This window comes from Pseudomonas frederiksbergensis (genome assembly GCF_003732705.1).
Classification (GTDB): domain Bacteria; phylum Pseudomonadota; class Gammaproteobacteria; order Pseudomonadales; family Pseudomonadaceae; genus Aquipseudomonas; species Aquipseudomonas frederiksbergensis_F.
In genome coordinates this window covers 120,812-146,033 of sequence record NZ_MOBR01000007.1, presented here as the reverse complement: position 1 = coordinate 146,033, position 25,222 = coordinate 120,812, and the positions used below count along the sequence as shown (strand labels likewise).

The window sequence follows — 25,222 nt, the reverse complement described above, 5'->3', positions numbered from 1 at the left end:
CATTGTTCATCAACGTTCCAATCTGAATAAGAAGACGGAGAACGACATGCACATCAACAAGCTTTTACTGGCAATAGCGATCGGCGCAGTTCTGTCGGCGTCCACCGTTCTGATTCCGGACAGCCTGTCCGGTGTATCGAGCGCACAGGCCAAGGACGGTGGGAGTGGCGGCGGTGGTGGCGGCTCTGGTGGAGGGGGCGGCGGCGGTTCCGGTGGTGGGGGTGGTGGTTCTGGTGGCGGCGGTTCGGGCGGCGGCGGTTCGGGCGGCGGCGGTGGCTCGGGTGGTGGCGGTGGCAATGGCGGCAGTCACGGTGGCGGTGGCAGCAGCGGCAACGGTGGTGGCGGCAACAGCGGCAACGGTGGAAACAGCAGCGGCCACAGCGGCAGCGACCATGGCTCAGGGCATACCGGAGACGCCTCAAACTCCGGACGCAACGGCACCCATGCTGAGCGCGGGGATGATCATGGCGTGCATCGCGCCGGCGAAGTGGGTGATGACCATGGCGTGCATCGCGCCGGTGAACTAGGCGATGACCATGGCGTGCATCGCGCCGGTGAACTGGGCGATGACCGCGGCGTGCATCGCGCCGGCGAACTGGGCGATGACCATGGCGTACATCGCGCGGGCGAACTGGGCGATGACCATGGCGTCCATCGTGCCGGTGAACTGGGCGACAACCGTGGCGTACATGCTGTCGGCCAAGTAGCCGATGACCACGGCGTTCACGTCGGCGGCGAACCCGGGGATGACAAACGGGCGAACTAACAACAAACAACACAAATCCCCTGTGGGAGCGGGCTTGCTCGCGAAAGCGGTGGGTCATTGAGCAGAGATGTTGACTGACCCGCCGCTTTCGCGAGCAAGCTCGCTCCCACAAGGGTTGGTGGTGTACGCAAATAATGAGTACGGCGCCAAAACAGTGTGGGAGCGAGCCTGCTCGCGAAGGCGGTGTGTCATTGAGCAGAGATGTTGACTGACCCGCCGCTTTCGCGAGCAAGCTCGCTCCCACAGGGGGATGGTGTCCGGCGTTATAACGTGCCCTCCCGCTGATTCAACCGCTCACGCAAAAACTCGATAAACGCCTGCACCGGCCGCGACCCTTGGCGATGCTGCGGGTATACCGCCGACAACGTCAGCGGCTCTGGCCGATACTCGTCCAGCACCGGCACCAGACGCCCGTCCTTCAACGCCGCGCCGACAATAAACGTCGGCAAATACGTAATCCCCATCCCGGCAATCGCCGCATCCTTGAGCAATTCCCCGTTATTCACCCGCATCCGCCCGGTCACGTTGACGGTCAGCGGCTTGCTCGGCCCGTCAAATCGCCACTGCACCTGACGCCCATGGCCGTAAGGCAGACAGTCGTGGTTGAGCAGGTCTTCGGGTTTGGCCGGGGTGCCGCGCTCGGCCAGGTAGGCCGGGCTGGCGCAGTACACCCGCTGGATCGAGGCGATACGCCGGGCGATCAGGGTCGAGTCTTCCAGCACGCCGATGCGCAGCGCCAGGTCGTAGCCCTCACCGAGCAAATCCACTGGACGGTCGCTGAGGTCGACTTCCACCGTGACGTCGCGATAACGCTGCAAAAACACCGGCAGCAGACAGCCCAAATGCGCGAGTGCGAACGACAACGGCGCGCTCAGGCGAATGGTGCCGCGGGGTTCGGTGGTCTGGCCGGCAATGCCCTGCTCCACTTGCTCGACTTCGCTGAGCAGGCGCAAGGCTGATTCGTAATAACTCTGGCCCAGCGGCGTCACGTCCAGGCGCCGGGTCGAGCGATTGAGCAAACGTACGCCGAGGCGCTCTTCGAGTTGCATCAATCGGCGGCTGACGAACTGCTTGGACAGGCCCAGTTGATCAGCCGCTGCGGTGAAGCTGCCGGAGTCCATGACCTGGCAAAAAATACGCATATCTTCGAACGGGTTCATTGTCACGCCCTGGTTGACAGTCAAACACTTTATAGCCGCTTTTTCCGATTCTGGCACCCCATTAATCTGTGTCCATGGTGCTCATGAAGCCCAGACCACCCAATACACAATTAAAAAGGATTTACGCCATGAACCTCGTTAAAAAGACCCTGACCGCTTCCCTCCTCGCCCTCGCCGTTGGCAATGCGTTCGCCGCAGGCAGCCCAGGCGTCGAACACACCACCCAGGCCTTCCTCGAAGCCCTCGCCGCTGGCGGTGGCAAACCCCTCGAACAAATGAGCCCCAAGGACGCCCGTGCGGTGCTGACCGGTGCGCAAAACTCGGTGAAAGTGGACTTGTCGGGTGTGGACGTCAGCGACCGTGCGATCAAGGTCGGCGAGCAAACCATCAACCTGAAAATCGTGCGTCCGGCCAAGGTCAAGGGTGAGTTGCCGGTGTTCATGTTCTTCCACGGGGGCGGCTGGGTGCTGGGGGATTACCCGACTCACCAACGTTTGATCCATGACCTGGTGGTGGGCTCTAGCGCAGTCGCAGTGTATGTCGATTACACACCATCGCCGGAAGCGCAGTACCCGACCGCGATCAACCAGGCTTACGCCGCGACCCGTTGGGTGGCTGAGCATGGCAAGGAGATCGGCGTCGATGGCAAACGCCTGGCGGTGGCCGGCAACAGCGTCGGCGGCAACATGGCGGCGGTCGTGGCGTTGATGGCCAAGGAACAGAAAACCCCGGCGCTGCGCTTCCAGTTGCTGATGTGGCCGGTGACCAACGCGCAGTTCGATACCGGCTCGTACCAGCAATTTGCCGAAGGGCATTTCTTGACCAAGGGCATGATGAATTGGTTCTGGGACAACTACACCAAAGACGCCGGTCAGCGCGCACAGATTCACGCCTCGCCGTTGCAGGCCAGTGCCGAACAACTTAAAGGTTTGCCGGCAGCCCTGGTGCAGACCGCCGAGTTCGACGTGTTGCGTGACGAAGGCGAGGCGTATGCCCGTCATCTGGATGCGGCGGGTGTGCCGGTGACGGCGGTGCGTTACAACGGGATGATTCATGACTTTGGCTTGCTCAATCCGCTGAGTCAGATTCCTGAAGTGAAAGCGGCGGTGCGCCAGGCGGCGTTGGAGCTGAAGACGCATCTGAACTGAGTCCTGCCCTCCTCACACAACATCCGTGTGAGGAGGGGCTTTTCGTAGGAGCCAGGCTTGCCGGCGAAGGCGTACTTGAGGGCGCTTTCGCCGGCAAGCCTGGCTCCTACAAAAAGCAATCTCCCCATGACAACAAAAATGAACATCCCGGAGTTCTCCCATGTCCCTCATCTACGACCATCCCCTGTCCTGGAGCGCCCTGCTGCTGGTGATCGACGCCCTGCTCTGGCATCTCGCCCCGCTGCAGCATCGCGTCACCCGCATCGGTTTGCGCCTGGCGCTGTTCCTGATGTTCAGCGCGGTGATCATCAACGCGGGTGTCAGCCCGTTGCAGGCGCCGCTGTTTGCCGATGACCGCGTGGCGCAACTGGGGGCCACGGCGTTGGGGATTGTCTGGTGGCTGTACGCCGCGCGGGTGCTCACCGAAGTCATCGGCCTGGTACTGATGCGCCGCATCGGTCATAGCGGGCGATTGTTGCAGGACGTCATCGGTGCACTGGTGTTTCTGGTGGCCATCGTCGCGGCGGCCGGTTACGTGCTGGAGTTGCCAGTCAAAGGTTTGCTGGCGACGTCCGGCGTAGTGGCGATCGTGGTCGGCCTGGCGTTGCAGAGCACCTTGAGCGATGTGTTTTCCGGGATCGTGCTCAACACCACCAAGCCGTATCAGGTGGATGATTTCGTGGTGATCGACGGCGTGGAAGGCAAGGTGCTGGACATCGACTGGCGCGCCACACATTTGCTCACCAGCGCCGGCACCACGGCGGTGGTGCCAAACTCGGTGGCGGCCAAGGCGAAGATCGTCAACCTGAGCCGGCCGAACAACATGCACGGGGTGTCGATCAGCATTCAAGTGCCCAACCATATTCGGCCGCGTCGGGTGCTGGATGCGCTGGATCGTACGCTTCAGGGCAGCAGCACGTTGTTGCTCAACCCGGCGCCGAAAGCGGTACTCAAAGAGGCCGGCGAAACCATGTCCGAATACGTGGCCAGCGGTTTTATCGCCGAGTTGGGCAAGAAAGGCGAAGTGCGCAATCAACTCTTCGACCTGGCCCATCGGCACCTGGAAGCGGCTGGGATTTCCCGGCAACTGGATGGCGTGATCGAGCCTTCGACCCGGGCGCGAGCGCTGCTGGACGAGGTGAAAATCTTCCGTTCCCTGGACGAGGATGAACGTGATCGACTGGCTCAAGCGATGGTCCCGCAGCAGTACGCGGCAGGTCAGGTTGTACTGGATTTGAATGAAGTGCCCGACAGCCTGTTCGTGATCGCCACTGGCGTGGTCAGCGCCACCGTACCCGACGGTACCGGGCAAACCGAAGCCGGGCGCATGGGGCCGAGCGAAGTCATGGGCGAACAGAGCATCCTCACCGACACACCGTCACAGGCCTGCTTTACGGCGCTGACGTCGTGCATTATTTACCGGATCGACAAGTCCCTGACCCGCGACTGCATGGCGCAGCGGGGTGAGGTTGGGCGGGCGTTGAACAAGTTGCAGGCAGTGCGGCAGCAGAACAGTCGGTTGGCGTTGATGGCCATGCCGGTGCCGATCAAGAAAGGAGGATTTCTGGGGTGGCTGCAGAAGCGGTGAGGTTTTTTTGTGGTGGGGCTGGTTTTATGTAAGGCAGTTGGATCGCCCCCTCACCCCAGCCCTCTCCCCAGAGGGGAGAGGGAGCTGACCCGAGTTGTTCTTTCGTGCTACATCGACCTGAAAAATCGAGTCGAACTCAGGTTTTGAACGACATGCGGTCGGCTCCCTTTCCCCCTCTCCCCTCTGGGGAGAGGGTTGGGGTGAGGGGTCGTTCTAACAGAAAAACACTTATTTGGCAGTCAACACCGAATAGCTGTTCATCAGATTGCGATAGTTCGGAATGCGCGGCGACAGCAGGTTCGCCAGGCCTTCCATATCGTTGCGCCAATCGCCTTGCAGCTCGCAGGCCACCGAGAACCAGTTCACCAGTTGTGCACCGGCCGCCGACATGCGCGCCCAAGCAGCTTGTTGCACGGTTTCGTTGAAAGTACCCGAAGCGTCGGTGACGACAAACACTTCGAAGCCTTCAGCCAGGGCCGACAAGGTCGGGAAGGTCACGCAAACGTCAGTCACCACACCGGCAATGATCAGTTGCTTACGGCCAGTGGCTTTGACGGCTTTGACGAAGTCTTCGTTGTCCCAGGCATTGATCTGGCCTGGGCGCGGGATGTACGGCGCGTCCGGGAACAGTTCTTTCAACTCCGGCACCATCGGGCCGTTCGGGCCGTTTTCGAAACTGGTGGTGAGGATGGTCGGCAGTTTGAAGAACTTGGCCAGGTCCGCGAGGGCCAGCACGTTGTTCTTGAATTCGTTGGGCGAGAAATCCTGCACCAACGAGATCAGGCCGGTCTGGTGGTCAACCAACAGCACAACGGCATCGTCTTTGTTCAGGCGTTTGTACGGAACGTTGCTCATGTGAAACTCCTCGGTAGATGGATGGTGCTTAGGGCGCCGGCGCGTTGGGCCGGCGCTTTTTTATGGGCGTTAGAACGCAAAACACGAGCAGCCAAAGGCGCCCCAGAAACCCGCGAAATCGCTGACCGGCGCATTCGACAGACGCGCCTTTTCGTGGCTGTGCGAGTGAACGCCGCACGGCCCGCTGCAATGGTGGACCTGAGCCTGCATCGGCGAAGTCGGGCGCCAATGGCCAGGGACTTTCACCACCGGCGACCAGTCCGGCAGCACCGGCACGCTGGCCGGGCCGAGTTTTTCGAAGTCACCGGCGGCGTACACCACCTTGCCGCCGACCACCGTCAATACCGACTCGATCCACTTGATCGCTTCTTCATCGACGCTGAAAAAATCGGCGCTAAGGGCCGCGACATCGGCCAATTGTCCGACCTTGATCTGGCCTTTCTTGCCCTGTTCGGACGAGAACCAGGCACTGCCGTGGGTGAACAGTTCCAGCGCGGTCAGCCGCGACAGGCCTTCAGCGTGCAGCTCCAGACCACCGACGGTACGGCCGCTGACCATCCAGTACAGCGAAGTCCATGGATTGTAGCTGGACACCCGGGTGGCGTCGGTGCCGGCGCCGACCGGTATGCCTTCGGCCAACATACGCTTGATCGGCGGCGTGGCTTCGGCGGCTTTGGCACCGTAGCGCTCGACGAAATACTCGCCCTGGAACGCCATCCGGTCCTGGATCGCAATGCCCCCGCCCAGCGCCCTCACCCGCTCGATGTTCTGCGGGGTGATGGTTTCGGCGTGGTCGAAAAACCATGGCAAACCGTTGAACGGAATGTCGCGGTTGACCTTCTCGAACACGTCGAGCATGCGACTGATGGATTCGTTGTAGGTGGCGTGCAGACGGAACGGCCAGCGCTGTTCCACCAAGTGGCGAACCACCGGTTCCAGCTCGGCTTCCATGGTTTGCGGCAGGTCCGGGCGTGGCTCCAGGAAGTCCTCGAAATCCGCCGCCGAGAACACCAGCATCTCGCCGGCGCCGTTGTGCCGCAGGTAGTCGTCGCCCTGATGCAGGGTCACGCTCGACGTCCAGTTCTTGAAGTCGCTGAGTTCTTCCTTCGGCTTCTGGGTGAACAGGTTGTAGGCGATGCGAATCGTCAGTTGCTCATCCTTGGCCAACTGCTCGATCACCTGATAATCATCCGGGTAATTCTGGAAACCACCGCCGGCATCGATGGCGCTGGTCAAGCCCAGGCGATTGAGTTCGCGCATGAACTGGCGGGTCGAGTTGACCTGATATTCCAGCGGCAGCTTCGGCCCTTTGGCCAACGTCGAGTAGAGGATCATCGCGTTCGGGCGTGCGACCAGCATGCCGGTCGGGTTGCCGTTGGCATCACGGACAATTTCGCCGCCCGGCGGGTTCGGCGTGTCGCGGGTGTAACCGGCCACGCGCAGTGCCGCGCGGTTGAGCAAGGCGCGGTCGTAGAGGTGCAGCACGAACACCGGTGTGTCCGGCGCGGCCTGGTTGAGTTCTTCCAGGGTCGGCATGCGTTTTTCGGCGAACTGGAATTCGTTCCAGCCACCCACCACCCGTACCCATTGCGGGGTGGGTGTGCGGTCGGCCTGGTCCTTGAGCATGCGCAACGCATCGACCAGTGACGGCACGCCTTCCCAGCGCAGTTCGAGGTTGTAGTTCAGGCCGCCACGGATCAGGTGCAAGTGCGAGTCGTTGAGGCCGGGAATGACGCAGCGGCCCTTGAGGTCGATGACCTGGGTGCCCGAGCCACGCAGGGCCATGGCTTCGCCGTCATTACCGACCGCGACAAAGCGACCGTCCTTGATCGCCACCGCGCTGGCCAGCGGGTTTTCACGGTCAACGGTATGGAATTGGCCATTGAACAGAATCAGATCGGCGTTCATCACGTTTCCTTAGGCTGTGTGGAATGGGACAACCAGGGCGCGAACAATCGGGTCGCCCTGGGCATGAACAGGTACACCACCGACACTACGATGGTCACGGTGATCAGGAACGTGGCAACCACGTAATTGGACAGGATGGGGTTGAGCTTGAGCAGCGGCCCCCAGAGCAGTGGCACCAGCAGGGTGTGCGGCAAAATCACCAGCAACGTCACCACGGCCTGCTTCCAGCGCGGCGGCGGTGGCGACGCAGCGTCGACCGTTGGCGAGAACCAGAATTCATTGACCGGGTTGACCTCGGTCTGATCGCCGTCCGCCAGCATTGGCGTGGCTTCGTTGACCAGTTCGAGCCGTTGTGACGAATCGAGCCAGTGTTGCATCGCGTCGGTGGAACAGAAGCGCAGCACGCAGGTGTACATGTCGAGGCCGGCATTTTTGCCGCGCATCACGTCCACACCCAAGTGCCCTTCCTGCTGCCCGGCGATGGTGACAATGTTGCGCAACCAGGCTTCGTAGGGCACCTCGAAACCGGCCTTGACCCGGTGCTTGATGATCAGGGTCACGATCTCATCGAAACCCGGGCGCGTGGTTGCAGCGGTGTTGGAAGACTCAGGCATAACGCAGAACTCCGGCGAATCGGTCATTGAGCGCCAGCCGTCCCGGCCCGGCGATAAGGATGCTGGTGAACACAATCAACAGCAGCCAGCCGAACTGCCCTTCGAACAGGCTCCATTGCGGATGCACAACCACCAACGCCACCAGCAGCAGAAACAGAATAGGCAAACACGCCAAACGCACCAGCACCCCGGCGACGATCAGCAGCGGGCACAACACCTCGGCGAAAATCGCCAGGATCAACGTGAGATTGGCGCCGAGGTGGAACGGGTCTTCGATGTTCTGCACTTCGGTGCTGTAGTGCAGCAGCTTGGGCAAACCGTGTACCCACAACAGAAACAACCCGCCACTGACCCGCAGAAACAGCAGCCCCAAGTCCCGAGCCCGTTCATCCCATCCCGATGCGTTCATGGCCAGTGCGCTCCCTTGAAAAATCACCGGCATAGCTTCGCCGGCACTTGACCTGATAGTGCCGGGGTGGGGACGAGGAAAATTGGATGTACGTGCTCTTTTTACAGAGCTGACTATTACGGATTATCTATTTCGAAATCGACTAAAGGACTGTCAGATCTGACAGTTGGCGGGTGAATAGAGGGGGGGAATGATGGAGATGTGATACCCACTTCGCGACTGAAAGGAGTCCGCCATGACCAATGTTATAAACGTCAGTGATGCGTCGTTTGAAAATGACGTTCTGAAATCCGCAAAACCAGTCCTCGTTCATTTTTGGGCTGAGTGGAGTACCCCCTGCAAAATGATCGCGCCTAGCATTGAGCAACTGGCTGATGAATATTATGGGCGTGTGCTAATTGCCAAAATGAACATAGATGAAAACCCGAATACCGGTGTCAGCTTTGGAATACGCGACGTACCCACCCTACTGGTAATCAAAAATGGAGAACTGGTAGCGAAACAGGTTGGAGCCGCTCCAAAAAACAGGTTATCGGCATTAATCGACGCCAACATTCAAAACGATTGAAAAGATAAAGGCACCACCAGACTCTACGTCAACCGAACGGGCTTGGCATAGATAGACAACTTGAACACTGAGCCCCTTGTGGGAGCGGGCTTGCTCGCGAAGGCGGTGTGTCAGTCGACATCAATATTGACTGTTACCCCGCCTTCGCGAGCAAGCTTTGCTCCTACAGGTAGGGGGTCAGTGATCGTTCCCACGCTCTGCGTGGGAATGCAGTCCGGGACGCTCCGCGTCCCATCAAGAGCCGAACGCGGAGCGTCCGTTGAGGCATTCCCACGCGGGAGCGTGGGAACGATCCATCACAGACTTTGTAGGAGCAAAGCTTGCTCGCGATAGCGGTGGGTCAGTCAATATTGATGGTGACTGACACTGCGTCTTCGCGAGCAAGCTTCGCTCCTACAGGTAGGGGGGTCAGTGATCGTTCCCACGCTCTGCGTGGGAATGCAGTCCGGGACGCTCCGCGTCCCATCAAGAGCCGAACGCAGAGCGTCCGTGTAGGCATTCCCACGCGGGAGCGTGGGAACGATCAGGTCTGTGGGGGTTACGCGGTCGGGATGTTGAGGGGTTCGGACATGAATTGGCTGATGCGTGAGCGCAGCCATTTCTCCGCCGGGTCGTTGTCGTGTACGCCGCTCCAGGCCATGGACAGTTGCGCGGCTTCGATCGGGAATGGTGGGTCTTCGGCGCGCAGCGCGCAGCCTTCGACCAGGGCGCAAGCAGCGTAGTCCGGGACGGTGGCGATCATTTCGGTGCCAGCGAGCAGTGCGCGCAAGCCGCTGAATTGCGGCACGCCCAGAACCACGCGGCGGCTGCGGCCGATCTTGGCCAGGTCGAGATCGATGTTGCCGCTCAGATCGCCCGAGAACGACACCATCGCATGGGGCCGTTCGCAGTATTCGTCCAGGGTCAGCGGGCCGGGTCGTTTGTCCCCGCGCAGGACCTTGCAGGGAATGTCCCGCAGTTTCTTGCGCTTGGCATTGGCCGGCAGGTCGGTGGTGTAGCTGACGCCGACGGAGATTTCCCCGGACGCCAGCAGCGCCGGCATCAGCAGGTAATTGGCCCGGCGCACCACGACAATGATCCCCGGCGCTTCTTCCCGCAGTTGACTCAGCAACGGTGGAAACAGACCGAACTCGGCATCGTCCGATAACCCGATACGAAACACATCGCAGCTACTGGCCGGTTCGAATTCCTTGGCGCGGCTGACTGCGCCGGAGATCACATCCATCGCCGGTTGCAGTTCCTTGAGAATCGCTAGCGCCCGCGCCGTCGGTTCCATGCCACGACCGTTGCGCAGCAACAACGGGTCGTCGAACAGATCGCGCAAACGCCCCAGCGCCGCACTCACCGCCGGTTGGCCCATGAAGAGTTTTTCGGCGACCCGGGTCAGGTTCTTTTCGAACATCAGGGCTTCGAAAATCACCAGCAGGTTCATGTCCACTCGGCGCAGATCGTTTCGGTTCATCAGCATGGGTCCTTTGTGTTTTGAGCCAGGCCAGCCGGGCACTGCAAAACCCTGTGGCGAGGGGGCTTGCCCCCGTTCCACTGCGCAGCACTGGCAGAAATTTCAGCAGTACTGGAGATTATGGGGGCCGCTTCGCAGCCCAACGGGGGCAAGCCCCCTCGCCACAGGTTTGAGTTGTTCCTGACATTAAGCACTGTGCCGGGACTTTACTCGATCAACGGCACTTTCGCCGCTCGTTTGTACGGGCCGTACTCGACCGGCACCCATTCAAAATGCTTGCCCTCGGCGGCGATGTGGCCGATGCCGGGGAACGGCAAGTGCGCGGCGGTGACCCAGGTCTTGCTGGTCGCGGCATTGGTGAACACCTGATTGCGGCTCTTGATCGCCTGCTGGCTGTTGACGTCAAACCCGATCGACACTTCAGGATGGAGGAATTGCACCGCCAGGTTATGCACCAGATCGCCCATGAACAGAATGCTCTGCCCTGCGGAGGTGAAGCGGTAGGTGGTGCTGCCCGGCGTGTGCCCGGCTTCCAGTGTGGCCTCGACACCCGGCACTGGCGACTGGCCGGCGTCGAAGGTTTTGAAGCGGCCAGCCGCGACGTACGGCGCGGTGGAATCCTGGGCAATTTTGAAATACGGCCTGGCGCCTTCGGGGGCTTTGGCAAGGGCTTGCGGGTCGAGCCAGTAAGCTGCTTCGGCCTTGGCGGCGTAGACCGTGGCATTGGCGAAGACCGGTTTTTGCTGGGCGTCGACCAGGCCACACACATGGTCGAGGTGCAGGTGAGTGAGCAGGACGGTATCAACCTGATCCGGCTGATAACCGGCGGCTTTCATGTTGTCCGAGAGCATGCCGGCGGTGGCGCCGATGCACTGCCCTGCCCCGGTGTCCACCAGGATCAGTTGTTTGCCGGTGTTGACCAGAAAGGCGTTGAACGCGGTTTGCACGCCCGGCGTTTCAATCGAACGACGGGCCAATAGCGCGCGGATCTGGCTCTGGGTCAGGCCCTTGAGCAGTTTTGGCGACAGGTCGTTGTAGCCATCAAACAATGCCGTGACTTCGTAATCGCCCACCGCCAAGCGGAAGTAGCCCGGCGCCTGCGTGCCGACCTGTGCCGGTGCCGCCGCCCGGGTAATACCGGAGGCCAGCGCAACCGCCAGCCCGAGAGTGCAAACCAGAGAATGCTTCATGCCTTCACCTTTGATGTCCTGAAGAAAGCGGCCCGCCAAGGTCCGCCATACGTAACCCATCTTGCACCGCTCCCGGTACCGCCCGATTGCAGCGATGTGCTGAGTTAGCGCGGTTTCTTCGCCACGAACCGGGCGCGGAATTAACAACGTTTAACTCGCCTGCCAGCCCCTCGCGCCCAAGAATGAAACCCTCTGCGCAGACCTGTTTTCTTCAAAAGGGAAGGTGCTGACCCACCGTGCTGTGCGCCCGCGCATTCCCACCGACACGGATATTTGTCATGGCCCACGTTCAGTTCCACGCCGTCAGGGCGTCCGCCACGCCAGTGCAAAAAACCACTACCGGTGGCCTCGCCCCCTGGCGCGAAAACCTGGTCAAGCAACTGATCCTCGAAGGTCTGAGCGACACCTTGGAAGTGACCGAACTGGCCCGGGCCTGCGCCCTGTCCCGCAGTCATTTCTCCCGGGCGTTCAAGTGCAGCACCGGGTTGTCGCCACAGGACTGGATTCGTTGCCAGCGGATAGCGAAAGCCAAGCAACTGATCCAGGACACCGACCAGACCCTGACGCAGATTAGCCTGGAATGTGGTTTCTGCGACCAGGCGCATTTCTGCCATATCTTCACCCGCAGCGAAGGGATTACGCCGTTTGCGTGGCGGTGTAAGGTGGTTCGCGCCGTGCCATTCAACAGCAAAAGATCGCAGCCTTGCGCAGCGCCTACCGGGTTATGTGCACACCCGTAAATCCCTGCGGAGGCAGGTTGGCAATGCCAGGCATCTGAACACCGCGATTCCTTGTGGGAGCGGGCTTGCTCGCGAAGGCGGCGTCACATTCAACACCTTGGTTGACTGACAGTCCGCTTTCGCGAGCAAGCCCGCTCCCACAGGTTTTTCGGTGTTAATCAGCTCTTCAAAAACACCAGCAGATCCATGTTGCGCGCTCAATCCCATGTGGAAGCGGGTTGATAATGCCAGGCATCTGAACAACACAATCCCCCTGTGGGAGCGAGCCTGCTCGCGAAGGCGGCGGATCAGTCAGTGTGATGTTGGCTGAACCACCGCTTTCGCGAGCAGGCTCGCTCCCACAGTTTTGGTTATGTGATTCTGATCAGGCTTTGAGGAACGCCAACAGGTCTTCGTTGAGCTGATCCTTATGGGTATCCGTCAGGCCATGGGGGGCGCCCGGATAGACCTTCAGCGTCGAGCCCTTCACCAGTCGGGCCGAAGCGATCCCCGCTGCTTCAATCGGCACTACCTGATCCGCATCGCCATGCACCACTAGCGTCGGCACGTCGAACTTCTTCAAATCCTCGGTGAAGTCGGTTTCCGAGAATGCCTTGATGCAGTCATAGGCGTTTTTGTGGCCGGAGGTCATGCCTTGCAGCCAGAACCAGTCGATCATGCCCTGGGACGGTTTGGCGTCCGGTTTGTTGAAGCCGAAGAACGGGCCGGCGGCGAGGTCTTTGTACAGCTGCGAACGGTCCACCAGCGAGGCCTGGCGAATGCCGTCAAACACTTCCAGTGGCAGGCCACCGGGGTTGGCTTCGGTCTTGAGCATCAGCGGCGGCACCGAGGAAATCAGCCCGGCTTTCGCAACACGGCCAGTGCCGTGACGACCGATGTAACGCGCCACTTCGCCGCCGCCGGTGGAGAAGCCGAACAGCACGGCATCTTTCAGGTCCAGCAACTCGATCAATTGCGCCAGGTCATCAGCGTAGGTGTCCATGTCGTTGCCCGACCACGGCTGGCTGGAACGGCCATGACCACGACGGTCGTGGGCGATGACCCGGTAGCCTTTGGAGGCGAGGAAGATCATCTGCGCTTCCCAGCTGTCGGCGTTCAGCGGCCAGCCATGACTGAAGACGATGGGTTGCCCGGTGCCCCAGTCCTTGTAGTAAATCTCGGTGCCGTCTCGGGTGGTGAAAGTGCTCATGTGGCGTGCTCCTTTTTGGGGTGATGTTTCAAATCGGTGTGTGATGCAGACGTTCGGCCAGACGCGCGACCCGCTCACCCAGGTGCGCAGCGGTGCAGCGATCTTCGGGCGGTGGCGCGTCGTCGGGGGACTGTTCAACGTTCGACTGGGCCATGGCACCGAGGGAACTGCCGAGCCGATTGAGTTGGCCATCGAACAGGCCGGTGCTGCTGCGCGCCGGCAACAGGTCGAGGCCGACCCAGATCATCGAATGCTGGGCGGCGAACACGGCCATTTGCAGCAAGGTGTTGAGTTTGTCGCCGCACAGGCAACCGGAATTGGTGAACCCGGCGGCGAGCTTGTCGCGCCAGGGCTGGGCGAGATAGAACGCGGAGGTGGCTTCCATGAATTGCTTGAAGGACGCCGAGGCGCTGCCCATGTAAGTCGGGGCGCCGAAGATGATCGCGTCGGCCCGGTGCAGGTGCTCCCACTGGGTGTCCACGTCCTCCACCGCAATCAGCCGACAGGTGCTGCCCAAGTGCCGTTCCACGCCCATCGCCACGGCTTCGGCCATGACCCGGGTGTGCCCGTAGCCACTGTGATAGACCACCACCACATCGCTCATTCCGGCATCCTCCAGAAGTGTCCATTCCTTTTACAGCGCGAAGACAAAGGTCTTCGTTGGACTTGAAGCCCCAGAGTTTTGGGCGTAGACCAGACTCTCGACGAGTTAAACGTTGTTAATTTTCAAAACTGCGCTCAGTGCCCCGTAGCGCTTTTTGTCACACTTGCGCTCAATCATTACGCAGCGGCGACCGACACCGGGAACGCCACAGTCGCGGTGAACACCTGACAGTCAGTCGAGCCCTCGTTGCGCTGACCCGCAATCCTGAGGAATATGCTCGGAAAACCGCGAACTAGACGGATGCAAGCAGGAGCGACACCTTGACCCTTTCCCCCGAACAGGCCGTGCTTTTCGGCCCCTACCGGATTTATCCCGGACAACGTCTGATCCTGGAAGGCGACCAGCCTTTGCGCCTGGGCCGGCGCGCCATGGACATTCTGTTGATCCTGTTGGAACACGCCGGGAACGTGGTCAGCAAACAGCAATTGATTGCGCGGGTGTGGCCAAAAAGTGTCGTCGAAGACATCAACCTGCGGGTGCACATGGCCGCGCTGCGCAAGGCACTGGGCGACGGTCAGGCGGGCCAGCGCTACATCATCACCGTGGCGCAGCGCGGTTACAGTTTTGTCGCGCCGTTCTCCCGGGAGGCCGCCGGGGCGCATCCCGACAACACGGTTCACGAACCCCGTCGGCATAACCTGCCGGTACGGCGCACCCGCATGATCGGGCGCCAGCATTTGGTGGACAGCGTGGTGACGCACCTGGCCCGCCAGCGTTTCATCACCCTGGTCGGCCCTGGCGGCATCGGCAAGACCACCGTGGCCCTGCGGGTGGCCGAACAATTGATCGGTCATTACCGCGACGGCATTCGGTTGCTGGACCTGGCGCCGATCAATGATCCAGGGATGATCACCGCGCACCTGGCGACGCTGCTGGACCTGGCCTTGCACGATGACGAGCCGATGAACGGCCTGGCCGCCTTCCTGCGCGAGCGCCAGATGCTGTTGGTGATCGACAATTGCGAACACCTGCTCGACACGGTTGCACTGCTCTGCGAAAGCATCCTGCGTGGTGCGCCCCAGGTGCATATCCTGGCCACCAGCCGCGAGAGCCTGCGGGCCGAAGGCGAGTTCGTGCAACGCCTGGAATCCCTGGACTGCCCGCCGCCCATTGCCGTGCTCGACCGTACCCAGGCCCTGAGTTTTTCCGCGCTGCAATTGTTCGTCGAGCGGGCGATGGCCAGCCACGACAGTTTTGAACTGAGCGATGCAGAGCTGCCCCTGGCGATTGAAATCTGTCAGCGTCTGGACGGCATTCCGCTAGCCATCGAACTGGCGGCAGCGCAAGTCGCCGACCTCGGCATCTGTGCTTTGCACACGCAACTGCAAGGCAGTTTTCGCCTGCTGACCCAAGGCAGCCAAGCAACGTTGGGCCGTCATCAAACCCTGCGCGCGACCCTGGACTGGAGCTTCGAACTGCTCAGTGCCTGCGAGCAAACCTGCCTGCGCCGCTTGGGCATATTCCGCGGCAGTTTCACCCTGGAATCCGCGGCGGCGGTGATCGTCGGCGAACACATCGCGCCGAGCGTGGTATTTGCCTCGATCACGCAACTGGTGGCCAAGTCGCTGCTGAACGTGGAAGTCGGCGACGAAGAGGTGTTCTATCGCCTGCTCGATACCACCCGCGGCTATGCCCTGGAAAAACTTCACCTGGCTGGCGAACTGTCGGACACCCGGCAACGCCATGCCGAGCGCTGTCTGGCGTTGATGCATCAGGCGCAGAACGACTGGGAACAAACCCCGACGCATCTATGGATCGAGCGTTATGCCCGGGGCCTGGAAGACATACGCGTCGCCCTCGAATGGGGCTTGCATGCCAACGGACCGCAGGCGCTGGCCATTCGTTTGGCCGCCACCTCGACACCGCTGTGGCAGGAGCTGTCATTGCTCAAGGAGCACGGGATTTATGTGCGCCGGGCCCTGGCGTTGTTGGCGGCCACCCCGCAGCCCTGCCCTCGCCTGACCATGTCCCTCAAGCTTGCGCTGGGCAGTTCTTGCTACCACGCTCAGGGTGGCACCGCCGAAACCGTCGACGCCTTCGTCAGCGCCAGGACCCTGGCCGAACGCTGCGACGATGTCGCCGGTCAGTTGCGGGCGGTGTCCGGGCACATGGCGGTCAATCTCTGTAGCGGCAACTATCAAATGGCCCTGGAGCAAACCCGACAATTCGACCGACTGGGGCAGCACGGCGACGCGGTGCTGGCGCTGAGCGCTCATCGTCTGCGCGTCCTGGCCCTGCACTTTTGCGGGAATCAGCAACAGGCGCGGGAAGATGCCGAACAGGTCATCCAGCGCATGGCCCAGAGCGGCCATCTCAACCGGTTCACCCGCGGCTTTGGCGTGCAGTACGACCAGAGCGTCGCGTCGTTGACCATTCTGGCGCGAATCCTCTGGTTGCAAGGCCAGCCGGAACAAGCCTGGCGCACCGCTCGCCAGGCGCTGGATATCGCGATGCAGATCAACCACGGCACGTCCATCTGCTACACCCTGGCGTTGTCCGGTTGCCTGATTGCCCAGTACAACGGCGACCTCGCCACCGCCCGCGATCTGGTGCGGCTGTTGCTGGAGCAAGCGCAGAAGCATTCGGTGTTGCTGTTTTACAACTGGGCCCGGCAGTACGCGCAGGTGATCGATGGCGTCGAGGGACCTTCGCAGCCGGGTGTCGGGTTGGTGAAAGAGATCATGGTGACGCTGGACGGTGGCTTTGTTGATGAAGGGTTGCTGGAGCGTGCCGAGAGCGGTGCGGCGGGCTGGAGTGCGGCGGAGATTCTTCGGGTTCGGGGGGAGGCTTTATTGGCCGAGGAGAGTTTGCTGGAGGTGGGTTGTCTGGATGGGCGTCTTCGCGAGCAGGCTCGCTCCCACAGGGGGGAAGCGGTGTTGTTGAGGGCGTTGACGGTGGCGCGGGAGCAAGGGGCGTTGGCTTGGGAGTTGCGCAGTGCGACTTCGCTGGCGCGGCTTTGGCAGGGTCAGGGGCAGGTGCGGCGGGCTTATGAGTTGCTGGCGCCGGTCTATGGGCGGTTCATGGAAGGGTTTGCGACGCCGGACCTGCTGAAAGTCCGGCGTTTACTCGATGAGCTCAGCGGGCAATTGCACGCCTGAGATCCAGCGCGCACGGCTGTTGTACTGGGCGTGGCTCAGCTCCAGGGCGCGCAGATGGCCGCTGCTTTCGAGTTTCTCCAGGGCATAGGCGCGCGTGGTGTTGAGGAAGCGATAACGCGGTGTGCCGTTGACCTGCTCGACGGACAGCAGCGATTTGCGCGCCAGCCGTTCGACCATCGCCAACAGGTGCATGGGCGGCAGCACCGCGCAACTGATCACGCCAATCGCCGCATCCAGGGTGAAGGCCATTTTGAACACCGCCAGATGCTGTAACACCATTTGCTCCAGCGGGCTCAGGCGTTCGTAGCTCCAATCCAGCGCGGCTTCGAGGGTCTGGTGGCGCGGCACCGCAGTGCGTCGGCCTTGGGTCAGCAACTGGAAGCAGTTGTCCAGTTGCGCTTGCAGCCCCACCAGCGCCAAGGCATCGATTTGCGCCGCCGCCAGTTCGATGGCCAGGGGCAAACCGTCGAGGCGCCGACAGATGTCGCGCACGGCTTTGAGGTCTTGTTCGCGCAGGCTGAAACCTTGCTGGCGCGCGCGGGCGCGACTGACAAACAGCTGCACCGCCGGATAGCCCATGGCTTCGGCCACGCTGTACAACGCCGAGGCCGGCGGCACCGTCAGGGGTGGCAGGCGCAGCACGGTTTCGTCCAGGGCCAGCAGCGGCTCACGGCTGGTGGCCAGGATCGACAGACGTGGCGCGCTGGCCAGCCAGTCGTCCACCAGGGTGCGACAGCGTTCGAGCACATGCTCGCAGTTGTCGAGGACCAACAAGGCATGCCGTGAGGTCAGGTCCGTGTCGAATTGAAGGGTATTGGCCAGGTGATCGACCACTTGCGATGGATCGTTGATGCTCGCCAGGTCAATCAACCACACCCCATCGCGGTAGTGCTGCAACAGCAACTCGGCCACGCGCAACGCCACGGTGGTCTTGCCGACTCCGGCCGGCCCGACCAGGGTCATGAACCGTCGAACCGGTAACTGGCGCACGATGCTTCCAACGATTGAGTCGCGACCGGTGACCGGCGTCAGTCGCGCGGGCAGATTGTGTTGGGGCGAGTGCACGCAATCGATGAACACCGATGTGTCCTCCAACGTGCGCTGCACCGGGGCGATGAAGCTGTAGCCGCGCTGGGGAATGTTGACGATGTAGCGCTCACCGTTCTGCCCATCGCACAGGGCCCGACGCAAGGCAGCGATATGCACCCGCAGGTTGATATCTTCGACTACCGATGTCGGCCAGACCCGGGCGATCAATTCGTCCTTACTGACCACATCGCCGGCACGCTCGACCAGCACCTGCAAAATGTCCAGCGCCCGCCCGCCCATGCGCAGCGGCCGATCACCTTCAAGGATCAGCCGTTGGCCGGGATGGAACGCGTAGGGGCCGAACCGCAGCACCGCATCGCGGGTTAACTCTCTGAGGCTGTTCATGCACGTTCACGTGCTGAAGACCTGGCCGGGCTCAAGGTAATGAAAAATCCGTTGCGCACGTCCATCCAGGCTCCCGCACCTCCATTGCAAAACATTCACGGCTATCTTGGCAGGCATCGATGACCGTACAACGACCGCGCGGGGAGCACGACGGACATCACGGTGCGCAATTCGGCCACGAAGGCTCTAGCTGAACTGTTCGCGGTACTGTGCGGGGGTCAGGCCGAGTTTTTCACTGAACAGGAATCGCATATGGCGCACGCTGCCGAAGCCGCTTTTGTAGGCCACGGTCTTGAGCGGTGCGTCGCAGGTTTCCAGCAATTGCCGGGCACGGTCGATGCGCGCACTTTGCAGGAACTCCATGGGCGTCATGTCCACTTCCCGGGCAAACAGCCGGGCGAAGTGTCGCGAACTCATGTTCGCCAGGCTCGCCATGCGTTCGATGCTGAAGGCTTCATCGAGGTGTTCGAGCACGTAGTTCTGCACCCGGGTGATCGGCGTTTCTTGAGGGGCGACGGCGATCATCAACGGACTGAACTGAGCCTGTCCGCCCTGGCGTTTCATCACCACCATCAACACTTTGGCCACATCCTGGGCGACTTTTTTTCCGTGGTCCTGAGCGACCACCGCCAACGCCAGGTCGATGCCGGCGGTGACGCCGCCGGAGGTAATCAGGTTGCGGTCCTCGACGTAAATCTGATCCGTTTCCACCGTGGCGTTGGGGAACCCTTTGATCAGCCGTTCGGTGTAATGCCAGTGGGTGGTGACGCGATAGCCGTCCAGCAGGCCGGCATACCCAAGCACGAAGGCGCCCGTGCAGATCGAGCCATACCGCTCAGCGCGGGTGACGGCGCCCCGCAGCCATGTCAGCAAGGGTTGTGGTTTGTCGTCATAGGCGCCGGGGCCGCCGGGGATCAGCAACAGGTCGTAGTGTTCGCTGGCCTGATCGATATGCAGGTCGGCCTGGACGCTGACGCCATTGGAGGCGCGCAACAGTCCGTGCTCTGTACCGATCATCGACAGCACATAGTGATCGGCAGGTTCCAGATAACGGTTGGCGATGGAAAACACCTCCATCGGCCCGGCCATGTCGAGCAGGAGAAAGTTGGGGAACAGCACCATTGCCACGGTTTTCATGGGTTCAACATCATCAAGGGCCGAGAAGAATCCCTGTAGGAGCAAAGCTTGCTCGCGAAAGCGGTCCGAGCGTCGACATCATCGCTGAATGTAAGACCGTTATCGCGAGCAAGCTTTGCTCCTACAGGAGTTGTGTAGTGGGCATTATGGCCAAGTGTGGCGATTGTGTCGGGTGAGATTACGTGAACCGCCCCACAAAACTGTCAACCTGAAAGGGACAGTATTTCAATTTTCATCTACTTTTTGCATCCCACGGTAAACATTAACCTTCTCCTCACTCGGACGAATTCACGTCCTGACAGGAGATTTCATCATGCTGACCCTTCGCAAAGCTTCGGATCGCGGCGCGGCCAATCACGGTTGGTTGAAGTCGTTCCACACCTTTTCCTTCGCCAACTATCGCAACCCCAAAGAACAGGGTTTTTCCGACCTGTTGGTGATCAACGATGACCGCGTGGCAGCCGGCAAAGGCTTTGGCCAGCACCCGCACCGGGACATGGAGATTTTCTCCTATGTGCTCGAAGGCGCCCTGGAACACAAGGACACCCTGGGCACCGGTTCGGTGATCCGCCCCGGCGATGTGCAGCTGATGAGCGCCGGCAGCGGCGTGGCGCACAGCGAGTACAACCACTCGGCCACCCGTGGCGTGCACTTTCTGCAAATCTGGATCGTGCCTGAGGTCAGCGGCGCCAAACCGCGTTATCAGCAAGAGCACTTCAGCCCCCAGAAAAAACGTGGGCGTCTGGCGCTGATCATCTCCCCGGACGGGGCCAAGGGTTCGCTGTCGGTGCGCCAGGATGCGCGGGTGTATGCCGGGCTGTTTGACGGTAAGGAAAGCGCGACCCTGGAACTGGCGGCCAACCGTTATGCCTATGTGCATGTGGCTCGCGGCAGTGTTGAACTCAACGGCGTGCAATTGCAGGAAGGCGATGGTGTGCGGGTTCGGGATGAGCAGCTGTTGAGCTTGAGCAATGGCGTGGATGCCGAAGTGCTGGTGTTTGACTTGCGGCCGCAGGAACTGCCGGAAATGCCATAACTGGGCAAACACAAAACTTGAGGCCTGAGGTCCTCTCCTGTGGGAGCGGGCTTGCTCGCGAAGGCGGTGTCTCAGTCAACCTTGATGTTGGCTGACACACCGCCTTCGCGAGCAAGCCCGCTCCCACATTGGACGGCGTTATGCAGAGGTATCGGCAAACACTTCGACGATTTCATCAATCACCACCCTCACCCGCGCCGTATGCCGCAGATCCGCATGGGTCACCAGCCATACATCGTAAGGCACCGGTCGCGTGCGTTCCGGCCACAGCCGCACCAACCCGTCCCGCTCGCCCATGTACACCGGAATCTCGCCAACCCCGATCCCTGCGGCGATGGATCGACGCACCAGCAAGCCCGAGCCCAAACTCGACACGATCCGCCCACGGGTCAGCGGTTCCGACACCAGCGTCATCTCCTTGTTGCCCGCCAGATACGGCTGATACACCACCACATCATGCCCTTCAAACGCCGAACCCGACTCCGGCACGCCGTGGGCATCGACATAGCCTTGGGAAGCGAACAGGCCCACCGGCCAGCGAGCGATGCGCCGGGCGATCAGGTCGGGGTTGTCCGGCCGGGCATTGCGCACCGCGATGTCCGCTTCGCGCTTGGCCAGGCTGATCATCTGCGTGGAGGCGTCCAGTTGCACCTGCACATCCGGGTGCTTGCCATGCAAACGGGCAATCGCCGGGATCAGGAAATCGATGGCCAGGGAATCCGTGGTACTGACTCGCACGGTGCCGGTCAGCCGATCATCCAGGCCCTGGATTTGCCGTTGCATCTCCAGCGCCGACACTTCCATTTTTTCCACGGCCAGCAACGCCGCTTCGCCCACTGCCGTCAGCGCATAGCCTTCGGAGGTGCGCAAAAACAGCGTCGCACTCAGGGACTTTTCCAGCGCCGTGACCCGTCGCCCGACCGTGGCCTGATCGACCCCCAGCACCCGCGCAGCGCCCCGCAGCGTCGATTCGCGGCACACCGCCAGAAACACCCGCGCGTCATCCCAATTCATGCTGTTTTCCTTCTGCTGCATATTCGCATCACTGTAGCGCGAATTCGCTGCATTACTGCATCAATAAACCTCGATAGTCTGGAGGCCAGAGATAACCCCACAGGAACGTTCTCATGCACAGCACATCGACCACCCCGCGCAGCGCCATCTGGCTGCCGATCTTCGCCGGCCTCTGTGCCAGCCTGGTCAGCATTGGCCTGGCGCGTTTTGCCTACACGCCGTTGATCCCGTCGCTGATCCAGGCGCAGTGGTTTTCCGCCAGTGACGTGGTGTACCTCGGCGCCGCCAACCTCGTCGGTTACCTGATCGGCGCACTGATCGGTCATCCACTGGCCCGCCGCGTGGGCAACAGCACTGCCCTGCGCCTGATGATGCTCGCCGTGACACTGTCGTTTTTCGCCTGTGGCTTTCCGTTGTCGGTGAGCTGGTTCTTCGGCTGGCGCTTGCTGTCAGGCGTGGCCGGTGGCGCGATCATGGTGTTGGTGGCGGCGACCGTGTTGCCCCATGTGCCGGTGTCCCGTCGAGGCCTGGCCAGCGGTGCGATTTTCCTCGGCATCGGTCTGGGCATTGCCGGCTCGGGGACGATTGTTCCGCCGCTGCTGAACCTGGGTTTGCAAAACACCTGGTTCGGCCTGGGCTTGCTGGCCCTGGTATTGACCGCCGCGAGCTGGTTTGGCTGGCCGACCTCGACCCCACAGCACTCCGCACCGGTGAATAGCGGCAGCGAAACATCGCCCACGCCGCCGGGCCTGTACCTGCTGTTTGCGCAGTACGCCTTCATGGCCGCAGGGCTGGTGCCGGCGATGGTGTTCCTGGTGGACTTCGTCGCTCGCGGCCTCGGCGCCGGGGCACATGTGGGTGCGCTGATCTGGGTCATGTATGGCCTGGGGGCGATTGTCGGGCCGGTGAGCTACGGTTTTCTGGCCGACAAACTCGGCGCGCGGTTGAGCATTCGGATTGTGCTGGTGGTGCAGGCGATTGCCTTGGGGTTGCTGGCGGTTTCCAGTTCGTTTATGGCCCTGGCGTTGCTGGCGGTGATCCTCGGTTCGTTCCCGCCGGGCATCGTGCCGCTGGCGCTGGCCCGGGTGCATGAACTCGTTCCCAATCACCATCAACAGCAAATCGCCTGGAGCCGTGCCACCGTTTCGTTCGCTACGTTTCAGGCGCTGACCGGGTTTGCTTATTCGGCGATATTCAATGCCAGCGGCGGGCACCACGCGTTGTTGTTTGTGCTGGCGGCTGGGGCCATTGTTGTTGCATTGGTTTTGGAGTTGGCAAAACACCTTGTGGGAGCGAGCCTGCTCGCGAATAGGCCGGCACATCCAGCAAAAAGGTGACTGACACACCGCTTTCGCGAGCAAGCCCGCTCCCATACTGAATTATTCGTCCGCTCAGGCGATCCCATTTACAGATCCCTTTTCACCACAGGAACCCAAAAAATGAACCTGCCGCAAACCATGACCCTGATTGAAATCACCCAACCCGGCGGCCCCGAGGTCCTGCAACCGAAGGACGTGCCCATGCCCACGGTCGCCGCCGGTGAAGTGTTGATCCGCGTGTACGCCGCCGGGGTCAATCGCCCGGACGTGATCCAGCGCGCCGGCAAGTACCCGATGAAACCCGGCATGAGCCCGATCCCCGGCCTGGAAGTGGCCGGCGAAGTCGTGGCCATCGGCAAAGGGGTCAGTGAGTTTGTGTTGGGCGACAAAGTCTGTGCCCTGACCAACGGCGGTGGCTACGCGCAATATTGCGTCGCCCCGGCCAGCCAGACGTTGCCGATTCCCGATGACATGGACTGGATTCAAGCCGCCGCCATCCCGGAAACCTTCTTCACGGTCTGGGCCAACCTGTTCGAAATGGGCGGCGCCAGCAAAGGCCAGCGCGCGTTGATTCACGGCGGCACCAGTGGCATCGGTACCACCGCGCTGATGCTCTGCCGCGAGTTCGGCGTCGAGGCGTACGCCACTGCCGGCAGCGAAGAAAAGTGCGACGCGATTCGTAAACTCGGGGCCAAGGCGATCAACTACCGCGATCAAGACTTTGCTCAGGTCATTGCCGAAAAAACCGGCGGCAAAGGCGTCAACGTGATCCTCGACATCATGGGCGGCTCGTACTTCAACAACAACGTCGCCGCCCTGGCCATGGAGGGCCGGCTGGTGATGCTGGGCTTCCTCGGCGGCGCTCACGCCAAGGACGTCGACTTGCTGGCGATCATGGCCAAACGCGCGATCATCACTGGCTCACTGCTGCGCTCGCGAACCCACGAAGAAAAAGCCGCCATCGCCCAGGGGCTGTACGAATACGTCTGGCCGGTGTTGTCGGCCGGGCGTTGCCTGCCGATGATCGACAAGGTCTACCCTTTCAAAGACGCCGCACAGGCCCATGCACGGATGGAAGCCGGCGATCACATCGGCAAGATTGTGTTGAAAATGGATCAGTAACCCTCGCCCGCCGACTGCGCGCCACCGATGATCGCGATGCCGGAGCTGCTGCCCAATCGGGTAGCGCCGGCCTCGATCATCGCCACGGCGGTCGGGTAGTCCCGCACGCCGCCCGAGGCCTTGACGCCAATGTCCGGGCCCACGGTGCGGCGCATCAGCGCGACATCTTCGACGGTGGCGCCGCTGCGGCTGAAACCGGTGGATGTCTTGACGAACGCGACGTTCAGCTCACGGCAGATTTCGCAGGCCTTCACTTTTTCTGCGTCGGTGAGCAGGCAAGTTTCCAGGATCACTTTGAGCGGCACGCTGCCACAGGCCTGTTTGACCTGGGCGATGTCGTCCTGAACCTCGGCGAACAAGCCGTCCTTCAGCCAACCGATGTTCAACACCATGTCGATCTCGCCAGCGCCGGCGGCAATCGCCCGCTCGGCTTCGAAGGCCTTGGTGTCGCTCAAGCCAGCACCCAGCGGGAAGCCGATCACGGCGCAGACCTTGACGCTGTGCCCCGCCAATTGCTGCGCAGCAAGGGTCACCTGCCCGGAATTCACACACACCGAATAGAAGCCATGTTCCGCAGCTTCGCGGCACAGCGTGGCGATTTGTTCGCGGCTGGCGTCCGGCGCCAGCAAGGTGTGATCGATGAACTGCGCCAGTGCCTGGGGTGGGAGATGGGCCATCGCAAAAACTCCTGTTTGTATATTCAAATGCCCCTGCGCCACAATCGAGGATCATTTGCGCAAAAACGTTACAAAACTCACAATTAATGTTACTTAAATAACATCAACAATCAACCCCGGAATG

General features: G+C 61.3%; 21 protein-coding genes and 1 pseudogene. 9 read left to right on the top strand and 13 right to left on the bottom strand.

Going from position 1 to position 25,222, the window contains the following annotated elements:
* Positions 1 to 46 precede the first annotated feature (46 nt).
* Positions 47 to 643, top strand: a pseudogene (locus BK667_RS33820) (hypothetical protein); the annotation flags it as partial.
* Positions 644 to 1,029: 386 nt separating this feature from the next.
* On the opposite strand, the gene BK667_RS08470 reads toward BK667_RS33820, so the two are convergent.
* Complete coding sequence (locus tag BK667_RS08470; RefSeq protein WP_123597328.1) at positions 1,030 to 1,926, bottom strand: LysR family transcriptional regulator; 897 nt, start codon at positions 1,924 to 1,926, stop codon at positions 1,030 to 1,032.
* A 128-nt stretch (positions 1,927 to 2,054) separates the two neighbouring features.
* On the opposite strand from BK667_RS08470, the gene BK667_RS08465 reads away from it, so the two are divergent.
* Together BK667_RS08465 and BK667_RS08460 are read left to right on the top strand one after the other, a co-directional pair.
* On the top strand, positions 2,055 to 3,074 hold the full coding sequence (locus tag BK667_RS08465) for an alpha/beta hydrolase (protein WP_123597327.1): 1,020 nt from the start codon (positions 2,055 to 2,057) through the stop codon (positions 3,072 to 3,074).
* A gap of 160 nt (positions 3,075 to 3,234) precedes the next feature.
* Positions 3,235 to 4,662, top strand: a complete 1,428-nt coding sequence (locus BK667_RS08460; protein WP_123597326.1) for a mechanosensitive ion channel family protein — start codon at positions 3,235 to 3,237, stop codon at positions 4,660 to 4,662.
* Positions 4,663 to 4,890: 228 nt separating this feature from the next.
* Here the strand turns inward: BK667_RS08460 and ycaC are convergent, their stop codons facing one another.
* The 4 genes from ycaC to BK667_RS08440 form a co-directional block, all read right to left on the bottom strand.
* The gene (ycaC, locus tag BK667_RS08455) at positions 4,891 to 5,517 is read right to left on the bottom strand and encodes an isochorismate family cysteine hydrolase YcaC (protein WP_123513827.1); all 627 of its coding nucleotides are present in this window, start codon (positions 5,515 to 5,517) and stop codon (positions 4,891 to 4,893) included.
* 69 nt (positions 5,518 to 5,586) lie between these two features.
* Positions 5,587 to 7,425 (bottom strand): amidohydrolase, encoded by a 1,839-nt coding sequence (locus BK667_RS08450; protein WP_123513829.1) that lies wholly within the window; start codon positions 7,423 to 7,425, stop codon positions 5,587 to 5,589.
* Positions 7,425 to 8,039 carry an antibiotic biosynthesis monooxygenase gene (locus BK667_RS08445; RefSeq protein ID WP_123597325.1) on the bottom strand — a complete coding sequence of 205 codons (615 nt, stop codon included), beginning with the start codon at positions 8,037 to 8,039 and terminating at the stop codon, positions 7,425 to 7,427. Before BK667_RS08445 ends, BK667_RS08450 begins: the two co-directional genes overlap by 1 nt.
* Entirely contained in the window at positions 8,032 to 8,448 is a 417-nt protein-coding gene (locus BK667_RS08440; RefSeq protein ID WP_123513850.1) for a DoxX family protein, read from the bottom strand. Before BK667_RS08440 ends, BK667_RS08445 begins: the two co-directional genes overlap by 8 nt.
* A gap of 235 nt (positions 8,449 to 8,683) precedes the next feature.
* Here BK667_RS08440 and trxA point away from each other — a divergent pair, with 235 nt between their 5' ends.
* On the top strand, positions 8,684 to 9,016 hold the full coding sequence (gene trxA, locus BK667_RS08435; RefSeq protein ID WP_123597324.1) for a thioredoxin: 333 nt from the start codon (positions 8,684 to 8,686) through the stop codon (positions 9,014 to 9,016).
* Positions 9,017 to 9,554: 538 nt separating this feature from the next.
* On the opposite strand, the gene BK667_RS08425 is transcribed toward trxA, so the two are convergent.
* A complete protein-coding gene (locus BK667_RS08425; RefSeq protein WP_123597323.1) occupies positions 9,555 to 10,478 on the bottom strand; it encodes a LysR family transcriptional regulator in 924 nt (307 codons plus the stop codon).
* Positions 10,479 to 10,684: 206 nt separating this feature from the next.
* Positions 10,685 to 11,668 carry an MBL fold metallo-hydrolase gene (locus BK667_RS08415; protein WP_123597409.1) on the bottom strand — a complete coding sequence of 328 codons (984 nt, stop codon included), beginning with the start codon at positions 11,666 to 11,668 and terminating at the stop codon, positions 10,685 to 10,687.
* A 278-nt stretch (positions 11,669 to 11,946) separates the two neighbouring features.
* On the opposite strand from BK667_RS08415, the gene BK667_RS08410 reads away from it, so the two are divergent.
* Positions 11,947 to 12,408, top strand: a complete 462-nt coding sequence (locus BK667_RS08410; RefSeq protein ID WP_123597321.1) for a helix-turn-helix domain-containing protein — start codon at positions 11,947 to 11,949, stop codon at positions 12,406 to 12,408.
* Between the two features lie 364 nt (positions 12,409 to 12,772).
* Here BK667_RS08410 and BK667_RS08400 read toward each other — a convergent pair whose 3' ends face one another.
* Together BK667_RS08400 and BK667_RS08395 are read right to left on the bottom strand one after the other, a co-directional pair.
* Positions 12,773 to 13,597 (bottom strand): alpha/beta fold hydrolase, encoded by an 825-nt coding sequence (locus BK667_RS08400; protein ID WP_123513837.1) that lies wholly within the window; start codon positions 13,595 to 13,597, stop codon positions 12,773 to 12,775.
* Positions 13,598 to 13,625: 28 nt separating this feature from the next.
* Complete coding sequence (locus BK667_RS08395) at positions 13,626 to 14,201, bottom strand: flavodoxin family protein (RefSeq protein WP_123513839.1); 576 nt, start codon at positions 14,199 to 14,201, stop codon at positions 13,626 to 13,628.
* A gap of 320 nt (positions 14,202 to 14,521) precedes the next feature.
* Between BK667_RS08395 and BK667_RS08390 the strand changes: the two genes are divergently transcribed.
* Positions 14,522 to 17,359 (top strand): ATP-binding protein, encoded by a 2,838-nt coding sequence (locus tag BK667_RS08390; RefSeq protein WP_123597320.1) that lies wholly within the window; start codon positions 14,522 to 14,524, stop codon positions 17,357 to 17,359.
* Here the strand turns inward: BK667_RS08390 and BK667_RS08385 are convergent.
* A complete protein-coding gene (locus tag BK667_RS08385) occupies positions 17,324 to 18,793 on the bottom strand; it encodes an ATP-binding protein (protein ID WP_123597319.1) in 1,470 nt (489 codons plus the stop codon). The two genes, BK667_RS08390 and BK667_RS08385, sit on opposite strands and share 36 nt — an antisense overlap.
* A 186-nt stretch (positions 18,794 to 18,979) precedes the next feature.
* A complete protein-coding gene (locus BK667_RS08380; RefSeq protein ID WP_123597318.1) occupies positions 18,980 to 19,930 on the bottom strand; it encodes a GlxA family transcriptional regulator in 951 nt (316 codons plus the stop codon).
* A gap of 313 nt (positions 19,931 to 20,243) precedes the next feature.
* Here BK667_RS08380 and BK667_RS08375 point away from each other — a divergent pair, with 313 nt between their 5' ends.
* Complete coding sequence (locus BK667_RS08375) at positions 20,244 to 20,966, top strand: pirin family protein (RefSeq protein ID WP_123597317.1); 723 nt, start codon at positions 20,244 to 20,246, stop codon at positions 20,964 to 20,966.
* Between the two features lie 138 nt (positions 20,967 to 21,104).
* Here the strand turns inward: BK667_RS08375 and BK667_RS08365 are convergent, their stop codons facing one another.
* Entirely contained in the window at positions 21,105 to 21,980 is an 876-nt protein-coding gene (locus BK667_RS08365) for a LysR family transcriptional regulator (protein ID WP_123597316.1), read from the bottom strand.
* A 113-nt stretch (positions 21,981 to 22,093) separates the two neighbouring features.
* Between BK667_RS08365 and BK667_RS08360 the strand changes: the two genes are divergently transcribed.
* Complete coding sequence (locus BK667_RS08360; protein ID WP_123597315.1) at positions 22,094 to 23,317, top strand: YbfB/YjiJ family MFS transporter; 1,224 nt, start codon at positions 22,094 to 22,096, stop codon at positions 23,315 to 23,317.
* Between the two features lie 102 nt (positions 23,318 to 23,419).
* Positions 23,420 to 24,421: an NAD(P)H-quinone oxidoreductase gene (locus BK667_RS08355; protein ID WP_123597314.1), complete on the top strand. Its 1,002-nt coding sequence runs from the start codon at positions 23,420 to 23,422 to the stop codon at positions 24,419 to 24,421.
* Here the strand turns inward: BK667_RS08355 and deoC are convergent.
* Complete coding sequence (deoC, locus tag BK667_RS08350; RefSeq protein ID WP_123597313.1) at positions 24,415 to 25,098, bottom strand: deoxyribose-phosphate aldolase; 684 nt, start codon at positions 25,096 to 25,098, stop codon at positions 24,415 to 24,417. The two genes, BK667_RS08355 and deoC, sit on opposite strands and share 7 nt — an antisense overlap.
* Positions 25,099 to 25,222: the final 124 nt, after the last annotated feature.

What these genes read in the sequence shown, in the direction of transcription:
- BK667_RS08470 (WP_123597328.1), bottom strand. Translation starts at nt 1,926, where the DNA reads ATGAACCCGTTCGAAGATATGCGTATTTTTTGCCAGGTCATGGACTCC.
- BK667_RS08465 (WP_123597327.1), top strand. Translation starts at nt 2,055, where the DNA reads ATGAACCTCGTTAAAAAGACCCTGACCGCTTCCCTCCTCGCCCTCGCC.
- BK667_RS08460 (WP_123597326.1), top strand. Translation starts at nt 3,235, where the DNA reads ATGTCCCTCATCTACGACCATCCCCTGTCCTGGAGCGCCCTGCTGCTG.
- ycaC (WP_123513827.1), bottom strand. Translation starts at nt 5,517, where the DNA reads ATGAGCAACGTTCCGTACAAACGCCTGAACAAAGACGATGCCGTTGTG.
- BK667_RS08450 (WP_123513829.1), bottom strand. Translation starts at nt 7,425, where the DNA reads ATGAACGCCGATCTGATTCTGTTCAATGGCCAATTCCATACCGTTGAC.
- BK667_RS08445 (WP_123597325.1), bottom strand. Translation starts at nt 8,039, where the DNA reads ATGCCTGAGTCTTCCAACACCGCTGCAACCACGCGCCCGGGTTTCGAT.
- BK667_RS08440 (WP_123513850.1), bottom strand. Translation starts at nt 8,448, where the DNA reads ATGAACGCATCGGGATGGGATGAACGGGCTCGGGACTTGGGGCTGCTG.
- trxA (WP_123597324.1), top strand. Translation starts at nt 8,684, where the DNA reads ATGACCAATGTTATAAACGTCAGTGATGCGTCGTTTGAAAATGACGTT.
- BK667_RS08425 (WP_123597323.1), bottom strand. Translation starts at nt 10,478, where the DNA reads ATGAACCGAAACGATCTGCGCCGAGTGGACATGAACCTGCTGGTGATT.
- BK667_RS08415 (WP_123597409.1), bottom strand. Translation starts at nt 11,668, where the DNA reads ATGAAGCATTCTCTGGTTTGCACTCTCGGGCTGGCGGTTGCGCTGGCC.
- BK667_RS08410 (WP_123597321.1), top strand. Translation starts at nt 11,947, where the DNA reads ATGGCCCACGTTCAGTTCCACGCCGTCAGGGCGTCCGCCACGCCAGTG.
- BK667_RS08400 (WP_123513837.1), bottom strand. Translation starts at nt 13,597, where the DNA reads ATGAGCACTTTCACCACCCGAGACGGCACCGAGATTTACTACAAGGAC.
- BK667_RS08395 (WP_123513839.1), bottom strand. Translation starts at nt 14,201, where the DNA reads ATGAGCGATGTGGTGGTGGTCTATCACAGTGGCTACGGGCACACCCGG.
- BK667_RS08385 (WP_123597319.1), bottom strand. Translation starts at nt 18,793, where the DNA reads ATGAACAGCCTCAGAGAGTTAACCCGCGATGCGGTGCTGCGGTTCGGC.
- BK667_RS08380 (WP_123597318.1), bottom strand. Translation starts at nt 19,930, where the DNA reads ATGAAAACCGTGGCAATGGTGCTGTTCCCCAACTTTCTCCTGCTCGAC.
- BK667_RS08375 (WP_123597317.1), top strand. Translation starts at nt 20,244, where the DNA reads ATGCTGACCCTTCGCAAAGCTTCGGATCGCGGCGCGGCCAATCACGGT.
- BK667_RS08365 (WP_123597316.1), bottom strand. Translation starts at nt 21,980, where the DNA reads ATGAATTGGGATGACGCGCGGGTGTTTCTGGCGGTGTGCCGCGAATCG.
- BK667_RS08360 (WP_123597315.1), top strand. Translation starts at nt 22,094, where the DNA reads ATGCACAGCACATCGACCACCCCGCGCAGCGCCATCTGGCTGCCGATC.
- BK667_RS08355 (WP_123597314.1), top strand. Translation starts at nt 23,420, where the DNA reads ATGAACCTGCCGCAAACCATGACCCTGATTGAAATCACCCAACCCGGC.
- deoC (WP_123597313.1), bottom strand. Translation starts at nt 25,098, where the DNA reads ATGGCCCATCTCCCACCCCAGGCACTGGCGCAGTTCATCGATCACACC.